Genomic DNA, 9,086 nt, shown 5'->3' with positions numbered 1-9,086 from the left:
CAGGCAAGCCAGCTCCCACAATGGATGGGTGTACATCCGAATGCCCGAATGATGCCTGGCCAACAATGGGGTGCTGCTGCAGCAACACCCCATCAGCAATTACCTCAGAAGTCGTAGCTCACACTGGTGTAGTAGAACGCACCCTGGGCGCCTTCAGGACTGGTGATCGAGTAGATCGGCACACCGTACAACTGCGCGCCGGAAGCCTTGTCCGGGTGAGTGTTGAACAGGTTCGTCGCACCGGCTGAAAGCTTGATCCCCTTGCCAAGGTTGTAGGACACGTCCAGGTCGGTGACCCATTGCGGGCTGAAGGTCTGGTCGAGGTTCGGGTTGGCGGCGTTGAGGCTTTTCCATTCGCCATAACGGCGCTGGGCCACGGTGACTCCCCACTTTTCATAGGCCCAGTTGGCGCTGAGGGTCAGCTTGTAGTCCGGGGTGCCGTGCTCGATCAGGCCTTGGGTGGTGCGGCCGATGATCTGGTTGCCCGCGATGTTGCCGACGTTGCGCAGGTCGGTGATTTGCGTGCGATTACGCGCATAGCCGGCGTTGAAGTTCACCCGGCCCCATTGCTGCAGGTCGAGTTTGTAGTTGCCGGTCAGTTCGATACCGTCGGTGCGGGTGTCGGCGATGTTGGTGTAGAACGCCGCGCTCTGGATATTGGCGTAAGGCGTCCCGGCGAAGATCGGCGAGACCACCGAGGCCGGCAATTGGTCGGAAAGGGTAATGCGGTTGTTGATGTTGATGCGGTAGGCATCCACCGTCACCGATGCGTTGTCCAGCGGTTGCCAGACCAGGCCCAGCGAGTAGTTGGTCGACTCCTCGGGCTTGAGCTGTGTGCCGCCCAGGGCCTGGGCTTCCGGGCTGTTGGCGCGCAAGGTGCGCTGCTGCACCTCGACGTAGTTGCCGCTGCCCGGCGGCTGTTCCACCACCTGCACACTGAACGACGACATGCCGCTCTGCGCCAGGGACGGTGCGCGATAGCCGGTGCTGGCGCTGGCCCGTGCGGCGATCTGCGGGGTGAAGTCGTAGCGCAGCGACAGCTTGCCGTTGGTGGTGTCGCCAAAGTCCGAATAGTGCTCGGTACGCACTGCGACACCGGCCTGGAACTTCTCGGTGACCTGGCCTTCGACATCCAGATACGCGCCCAGCACCTTGCGTTGCAGCGAGTCGGCATCCACCGGGGTGATACCCGAGTAATACCCGGTGAGCCGGCGTCCGGTCACCGGGTCAACGGTGTTGAACAGCGGGCCGTTCTGCGAGGCGGCCGGCGCGCCTGCGCTCAACTGGTAATTTTCCTGGCGCCAGGCCAGGCCTGCGGAGACGGTCAGCGGCTTGAACAGCAAGTCGGTGGGGAAGTCCCGCACCCAATCCAGGGTCACGTTGGTCTGGTCGTTCTTGCGCTCGCCGGTGTAGATCGTCGCCGGGCTGTTGGTGCCCCAACTGGGGTTGATCGCGTTGTAGTCGGTGGACTTGACGATGTTGGTGCCGTGGTTAAGCGCCAGGTCGAACTTGCCCAGTTGCTCGTTTTCGTACCGCAGGCCACCGGTGGCGGCATAGTCTTCCAGGGTGTAGCGCGTGATCGGCAAACGGCCGTCCGGATAACGCTGCAAGGAAACGCTGCCGTAGTTGTTGTACAGCGCGGTGGGCGGGTCAAAAAAACCGGTGGAGTCGTTGTTCTTGTGGGAATAGGTGGCGAACCCGTAGGCGGTCAATCCTTCGCCCACACCCATCTCGCCGTTGGCCAGGAAGTTGTACTGGTCGGAGACACTGTTGGAGCCCCAGTTCCAGGTGCGATAGCGGTTGTTCTGCTCGCGCGGCGTGTTCACGCTGGTGTCGCCGCGATAAAAGATTCGGTTGTCCGGGTTGGTGTCGCTGGCCGGGTCCTGGCTGCCGGCATCGAAACTCAAAGTCAGGAAACCGTCATTCGGCAGTTCGAAGCCTTTCCAGCCGCTGTACTTGCGCTGCATGCCATCGCCCTTGTTGTAGCCACCGAAACGGTAGCCGACGTTGCCGCCGTCGTCCTTTTGCTTGAGCACGATGTTGATCACCCCGGCAATCGCATCGGAGCCGTATTGAGCGGCGGCGCCGTCACGCAGGATCTCCACGTGGTCGATCGCGCTCAACGGGATCAGGCTCAAGTCCACCGCTGCCGCGCCACGACCGTTGGCCAGGCTCTGGCGGGTGATGTTGGCGCTGGTGTGGCGGCGCTTGCCATCCACCAATACCAGCACCTGGTCGGAAGCCAGGCCGCGCAGCGAGGCGCCCTGGGCGATGGAACCGGCAAATGCACCCTGGGGCGACTGCGGGAAGCTGAAGGACGGCGACAGTGCGGTCAGTGCGCCGGACAGGTCGGCAGCGCCGGTTTGCTGCAATTGCTCGCCGCTCAGCACATCTACCGGTGCGGCGCTTTGCAGGGCGGTGACGTCGCTGCGGCGGGTGCCGAGTACCACCACGGTGTCGAGCTTGTCGGTCTTGGCAGTGGGCTGCGCATCGGCGGCTACAGCAGGCACGGCAAGGCTGCCCATGACCAGCGCGATGGCGCCGGCCAACGGAGTACGTTGGAACATAGAAAGGTCCTTTCGAAGCGTGTTGACGATGGCGGCCGGGCGCTATGGCTCAAACAAAGAAGGTCAACTGTGGGAGCGGGCTTGCCTGCGATGATGGCGGCACAGCCACATAATGGTTGGCTGACCCACCGCTATCGCAGGCAAGCCAGCTCCCACAGTTGATCTCCGGCGTTTGGTGAATAGTGTCCGGCGGCTGAAGTTAGAAGCGGCTGGTCACGCTCAGCCCCACGGTGCGTGGGTCGCCGTAAGTGATCACGTACTGCCCCAGCCCGCCGTTCGGCCGGCCATGCACCTGATAGCGGCGGTCGGTGAGGTTGTTCACAAACCCGGTGACGCTGAGTTTTTCGTCGGCGCTGTACCAGGTCAGGCGGCTGTTGGCCAAGGTGTAGTGCGGCTGGCTCAAGTCCTTGTCGGCGCTGCTCTGGCGGTCGGCGAGGAAGTATTCCTTGTCGCGAAAACTCACGTCGGCACCGGCCACCAGCTTGCCGCCGATTTCCAGCGGGATGGTGTAGTCGCCACCCAGCGACACCACGTTGCGCGGCGAGCGCACGAAGCTGTTGCCGCTGTAGTCACCCGTGACCGCACCGGTGTTGGGGTTGGTGTTTTTGAAGTCGGTGTATTCGGTATCCAGGAACGAAATCGCCGCCCGCAGGTGCAGGTAGTCGGTGGGTTGGCCTTCCAGTTCCAGCTCGGCGCCCTTGACCTTGCCCTTGGCGCCGTTGGTCAGCGCGGTGGTCAGTACGCCGTTGTTGACGGTCAGCAGGTTGACCTGAATGTCCGAGTAGTCGTAGTAGAAGATGTTCGCGTTGGCCGTCAGGCGATGGTTGAACCACTCGGACTTCACGCCGAATTCGTAGGCATCGAGTTGTTCCGGGTCCACCGTGGTCAGCTGCGACAGGCTGGTGGACAGCCCGGTGTTGAAGCCGCCCGAGCGGAAGCCGTGGGCATAGCGGAAGAACACCCGCACGTTGTCGTTGATCCGGTATTCCGGGGTCAGGTCATAGGTCCAGGCTTCCCAGGTTTTGTCTTCCTGGCGGTTGCCGTTGGTACCGACGCCGCCCAGGGGAATCAGCGGGCCATTGGCGGTGGCGCGCGTCAACTGAGTGAGGTTGAGGTCGATGTCTTTCTTTTCCTGGGTCCAGCGCAGGCCACCGGTCACGCTGAAGTTGTCGGTGAGGTCGTAGGTCAGGTTGCCGAACAGCGCGTAGCTGTCGGTGGTGTGGTTGTAATTGAGGTCGCGAAAGTCCGTCGCGCCGTTGACCTGGTTCGAGCCGGTGCCATTGGGTGTCGGGCCCGGGGCGATAAAGCGTCCGGCGCTGCTGTCCAGGTCTTCATGGAAATAGTGCGCGCCGGCCAACCAGCGCAGGGTTTCCTGCTGGGGCGAGGCCAGGCGGATTTCCTGGGAGTACTGGGTGTATTTGTTGTCGGCGGTAGAGGTGCCGTTGACCTCGTAGGGCGTGTAGTCGGCATCGCCACTGGACTGGCCGCGGATGTAGTCGTAGGCGCTGATGGACGTGAGGGTGTAGTCGCCCAGGTGCCAGTTGAGGGTCAGCGAAGTACCGTCATGGTTGAGCTTGGAGTCGTCGTCCACGTTCAGCGCAATATTGCGCCCGGCGGGGCGGGTGTAGCCCACGTTGTAGTAGCGGCCGAGGGTCAGCGCACCGTTGGCGCCGTCGCCCTTGAACTCGCGGCTGTGGATCTTCCACAGCGCGTCCAGGTCCGGGTTGAGCTGGGCGAAGAATTGCAGGCGCACGGCCTTTTTGTTGACGTCGCCGTAGGTGTGATCGTCGATCAGGTTTTTCTGGAAACCGTCGCGTTCCTCGGAGTACAGCGAGATCCGCGCCGCGAGTTTTTCCGGAACCAGGGTGCCGCCGATGGCGCCATTGACGATGCGTTCGTTCTTGCTGCCAAAGCCGATCGTGCCATAGCCGTCGGTGTTGAAGGTCGGTTTCTTCGAGATGATATTCACCGCGCCGGCCGTGGTGTTCTTGCCATACAGCGTGCCTTGGGGGCCGCGCAGGATCTCGATGCGTTCGAGGTCAAACAGCGGGCCGCCACCGGCAATCGGTGCGTTCAGGTACACGTCATCGGCGTAGATGCCCACCGGGTACACAGTGGCCGCGCCGGTGTCGCCGGTGCCCAGGCCACGGATGTACCAGCGCGGGCGCCCGTCGCCGTCGGGGTTTTTCGCCGAGGCGTTGGGAATGAAGGTGGTGATATCGCCCATCGACCGCACGCCGTCGGCAATGATGCTGGTGCCTTGTACCGCCGACACCGCGACCGGAACCTCTTGCAGGGTTTCTTCCCGGTGTTGTGCGGTGACGGTCACGGTCTTCAGCGACGGTTCGGTTTTGCCTGCATCGTTTTCGGCAGCGTCGGCGGCCAGCAGATGTTCGCTGGCGGTGCCGCCTGCCAGCAGTAAAGCGAGCCACAGGCCCTTGGTGATTGGATTAAGTGTGTGCATTGAAATCTCCCCCGGAAAAGTTTCCTTGAAGGGGTTAGAGCAGAGATCGTGCCAAGCAGATTTCAGGGTCGATACATGATTGTAAGATATTGATATATAACGATTAAAAAATTCAAGAAGAGGACGTTTTCGAACAATTGAAAGCGCAGCCGAAGGCCGCTTGAAAAGCCTGTCGAAGATTCAGCAGAAGTTGCTTGGAGGGTGCTGCTGGAGCAGCAGGGGAGGTGTTGCCGTAGCAGCTGTCGAGCCCCGGCGAGGCTGCGTAAACGGTGTATCTGACACACCGCAAACGCAGCCTCGCCTGGGCTCGACAGCTGCTACATGGGGGAGGTCAAACAGCCACGCGGGAGGTGGAGCCGATGACCTTTTCCAGCACGCTGAAATCAATCCAGTCGCGCACATCGAAGCGCCGTGGAATGAAGTTCCAGCGATGCAGGAAATCGGTGAAATCCTGCAAGGCTTCGATGGAGCGCGAATCGAGCGTGGTACGCAGCCGACGATGGGCATCTTCGCCGTAGGCCGCGGTTACCCAGTACTCGCTGGTGTTGAGTTCCTGTGCCAGGAAGCGCCGGGTCTCGTCCGGATTGGCCCAGGCCCATTGCTCGGTGCGCAGCACTGTGTCGACGATTTTCACGCTGGCGTCGAAGTGCTTCTGCAGCAGGTTGATGTCCACCGTGAGGGTGCGTGGCGTGCCGTTGTTGGAGCGGATCAGCGGGTCCGGGTGCGAACCGGTGTCCACCACCACATGCAGGCCGAACTCGTTGGCCAGGTGCACGGCGTGGGCACCCTTGAGGAAGATCGCGTCGATATCACCGCGCAGCAGGCCGATCAGTTCGTTGTTGCGCCGGCTGAAGCGGCTCACCCCCAGGCTCGCCGGGGAGCCGTAGACGTATTGCACCTGGTTGTCGCTGTAGGTGCCGCCGTAGGGGTAGTCCACCAGCTCTACGTCCGAGACTTCCAGGCCTTCGAGCTTGAGGGCGTTTTCCAGGCCGCGCAGGGCCTGGGCACGGGTGAAGTCGATCTGCACGTTGGCCCATTTCGGCAGGCCGAAGCGCCGGTTTTTCAAGTCGCGCACGCTGCGCACACCGCTCTCGGCGGTGGTCAGGATCAACTGCACCTCGTCGCTCCACGACAAACCCAACACCCGGGTTTCCACGCCACTGGCGTAGGCCCAGATCGCCGGGATATTACCGCCGTGGCGCACCGAGTTTTTCAGGTGATGGTCGTAATGCGCCTCGCGAACTTCCCGTTCCGTGGACTCGCGCAACGACTGGATATTGGTGCCAAAAGGCAGGAACGCCTCGGCCAGGCGACCGGACTGCACAGCAATGCCAAGGCCGGTGGGAACCGGGCTGTGGGTGTACCAGAGAGTATCGAGTGGTTTGCTCATAAGGGTCTTCGTTCAAATCCATGAAATAGGAAACCTTTGCAGGAGCCCGGCTTGCCGGCGATGAGGCCCGAAAGGTCAATACCCCATTCAAGGCCGTCATCGCCGGCAAGCCGGCTTCTACAGGGGTTAGCCTGCCAGCGCGGTTTTGCCGTTCAAGAGTGCTTCCAGCGGCCGTCCATCAATCCATTCACGCACGTCGAAGCTTTTCGGGATAAAGCGCCAGCGGTGCAGGAAATGCGTGAAGTCCTGCAGCGCGGCAATTGCCTGTTCATCCAGTTCGGTGCGCAGGCGCAAGTGGGCGTCGTTGCCGTAGGCGGCGGTGACCCAATACTCACTGCTGTTGGTTTCCTGGGCCAGGTAGCGGCGGGTTTCCTCCGAGTGGGTGTGGGCCCATTGCTCGGCGCGCAGGACCGAGTCAAGAATGCCGGTGGCTACGTCGAAGTGGTTTTCCAGCAGGTTCAGGTCCACCGCCAGGGTGCGCGGCGTGCCGTTGTTGCTGCGGATCAGCGGGTCCGGGTGCGAGCCGGTGTCGATCACCGTGTGCAGGCCGAAATCATGAGCCTGTTGGGCGGCGTGGGCGCCCTTGAGGAAGATCGCATCGACTTCACCGCGCAGCAGGCCTATCAGCTCCAGGTTGCGTTCGCTGACTTTTTGCGTGACTGGCGTATCGGCGATATTGCGCACCGGGGTATCGCTGAAGGTGCCGCCGTAGCGGAAGTTCTTCAGCTTCACGTCGCCGACTTTCAGGCCTTCCAGTGACAACGCGTTTTCCAGCCCGCGCAGGGCCTGGGCGCGGGTGAAGTCGATCTGTGCGCCGGCCCAGTCCGGCAAGCCGAAAGTACGGCCCTTGAGGTCCTTGACGGTTTTGATGCCGCTGTCCTGGCGGGTCAGGATCAGTTGCACTTCATCTGCCCACGACAGGCCGATCACTCGGGTTTCCCGGCCCTGGGCGCGGGCCCAGATCGCCGGGATATTGCCGCCATGGCGTACCGAATTGCGCAGGGTGTGATCGAAGTGCGATTCGCGCACCGCCTTGTCATCGGACTCGCGCAGCGACTGCACCTCGGTGCCCAGGGCACCGACGGTGTCTTGCAGCCAGCCTTTTTGCACTGCAATGCCCAGGCCGGTGGGCACGGGGCAGCGGGTGTACCAGAGCGTATCGAGAGGTTGGGTCATCAGGAGTTCTCCCACAGCGTTCAGGCGCTGGCTTTCAGAGGTTGGATCGCCGGGCGTTGGTGCACAAGCGGCAGGACTTCCTGGCCAATGCGCAACGCTTCTTCCAGGTGTGGATTGCCGGCGAGGATGAAGGTCGAGAAGCCGGCGTCGCGGTATTCCACCAGGCGCTCGGCGATGTTCTGGTGGCTGCCGACCAGGCCCACGGTCGGACCCGGTTTGGCTTTGGCGAAACCGGCCCACAGGTTGGGACCGATGATCAGGTCATCGAAGCGGTCGACGTTCTGGTGGTACGCGGTCTGGCGTGCGCCGCCGACCGAATCCGAGCCGCTGGTAAAGCCCTTGGCGACCTGGCTGCTCTTGCCTTCGAGCTTGTCGAACTGGCGACGCAGGTCTTTCCAGGCTTGCTCCTCGGTCTCCCGGGCGAACAGGTCTACCCGCAGGCCGAAGCGCACGGTGCGGCCTTGTTTGTCGGCCAATTCGCGTACGCGCTCGATGTGTGGCTTGAGCTTGTCGATGGGTTCGGCCCAGTTCAGGTACACGTCGGCGTGTTTGGCGGCGACGGCGAGGGCGGCGTCGGAGAAACCGGAGAAGTACACGCCGGGCTTGCGTTCGTGGTGCAGGCCGTGGGGCAGAGCGCCGTTTTCCAGTTGGTAGATATCACCGTTGTAGGAGAATTTTTCGTGCTCCCAGAGGCCCTGGATGATGTCGAGGAATTCGCCGGTGCGCTTGTAGCGCAGGTCGTGTTCGAGGAAGTCACCGTTGGCGCGCTGGCTGGCGGGGTTGCCGCCGGTGATGATGTTCCACTCCACGCGGCCACGGCTGAGGTTTTGCAGGATCGCAGCTTGTTGGGCGGCGTAAGCGGGCAGGGTCCAGGTGGCCTGGAAGGCGATCAGGAATTTGATGCGCCGGGTTTCTCGGGCCAGGGCGGCGGCGACGATCCATGGTTCGGGGCCTGTGGGCAGCAGGGCGCCTTCGAAGCCGGCGAGTTCGGCGGCTTTGGCGACCTGAGCGATGTAGTCGATGTAGGTGAAGTCGTCGGGTTGGCCGTTGGGCAGGCGGCCTGGTGCGATGTTGCCGGGGCGGTAGGTGGGGTTGCCGCGGTTGTGTTTGTCGGTGGTGAGTTGGGGGCCGTCGGTGCCCAGCGGCAGGCGCCAGAAGAATTCAGTGGTCATGGGTGCTCCGGTTCAGTCGTGTTGGGTGCGGGGACCTTTGGGGATTGGGACTGCAACGGGCATGCCATGGGGGCTTGGGCCAACGGGGGCAGGGGGTTGTGGGTTTTTTTGGGGGTGGGGGTGCGTCTGTAGCAACACTGGGTCAGCAGTGGGTGCTGTAGGTGAAGCACTTTGTGTACATATCCGTTGTTGCGGTCCGTACAAAAAGCGGCAAAGTAACCAAAGCGCTCTGCCCCGCCTGTCGGCGCCTCGCTGTGGCTCGGCGTTCCCTCACTCCTACATTTGGACCGTGCCTGCTTTAGCTTTTGATTTGGCTT

At 62.4% G+C, this 9,086-nt stretch carries 5 protein-coding genes; all 5 read right to left on the bottom strand.

Going from position 1 to position 9,086, the window contains the following annotated elements; translation table 11 throughout:
• Positions 1-104: 104 nt before the first annotated feature.
• Positions 105-2,567, bottom strand: a complete 2,463-nt coding sequence (locus tag HX801_RS27325; RefSeq protein ID WP_177023070.1) for a TonB-dependent siderophore receptor — start codon at positions 2,565-2,567, stop codon at positions 105-107.
• 199 nt (positions 2,568-2,766) lie between these two features.
• Positions 2,767-5,031, bottom strand: a complete 2,265-nt coding sequence (locus HX801_RS27320) for a TonB-dependent receptor (RefSeq protein ID WP_177023069.1) — start codon at positions 5,029-5,031, stop codon at positions 2,767-2,769.
• 331 nt (positions 5,032-5,362) lie between these two features.
• A complete protein-coding gene (locus tag HX801_RS27315) occupies positions 5,363-6,421 on the bottom strand; it encodes an ABC transporter substrate-binding protein (RefSeq protein WP_177023068.1) in 1,059 nt (352 codons plus the stop codon).
• 126 nt (positions 6,422-6,547) lie between these two features.
• Complete coding sequence (locus tag HX801_RS27310; protein WP_177023067.1) at positions 6,548-7,597, bottom strand: ABC transporter substrate-binding protein; 1,050 nt, start codon at positions 7,595-7,597, stop codon at positions 6,548-6,550.
• 20 nt (positions 7,598-7,617) lie between these two features.
• On the bottom strand, positions 7,618-8,769 hold the full coding sequence (locus HX801_RS27305; RefSeq protein WP_177023066.1) for an LLM class flavin-dependent oxidoreductase: 1,152 nt from the start codon (positions 8,767-8,769) through the stop codon (positions 7,618-7,620).
• Positions 8,770-9,086: the final 317 nt, after the last annotated feature.

Source organism: Pseudomonas sp. G1002 (assembly GCF_013385455.1).
Taxonomy (GTDB): domain Bacteria; phylum Pseudomonadota; class Gammaproteobacteria; order Pseudomonadales; family Pseudomonadaceae; genus Aquipseudomonas.
This window is presented reverse-complemented; position numbering and strand designations above follow the sequence as displayed.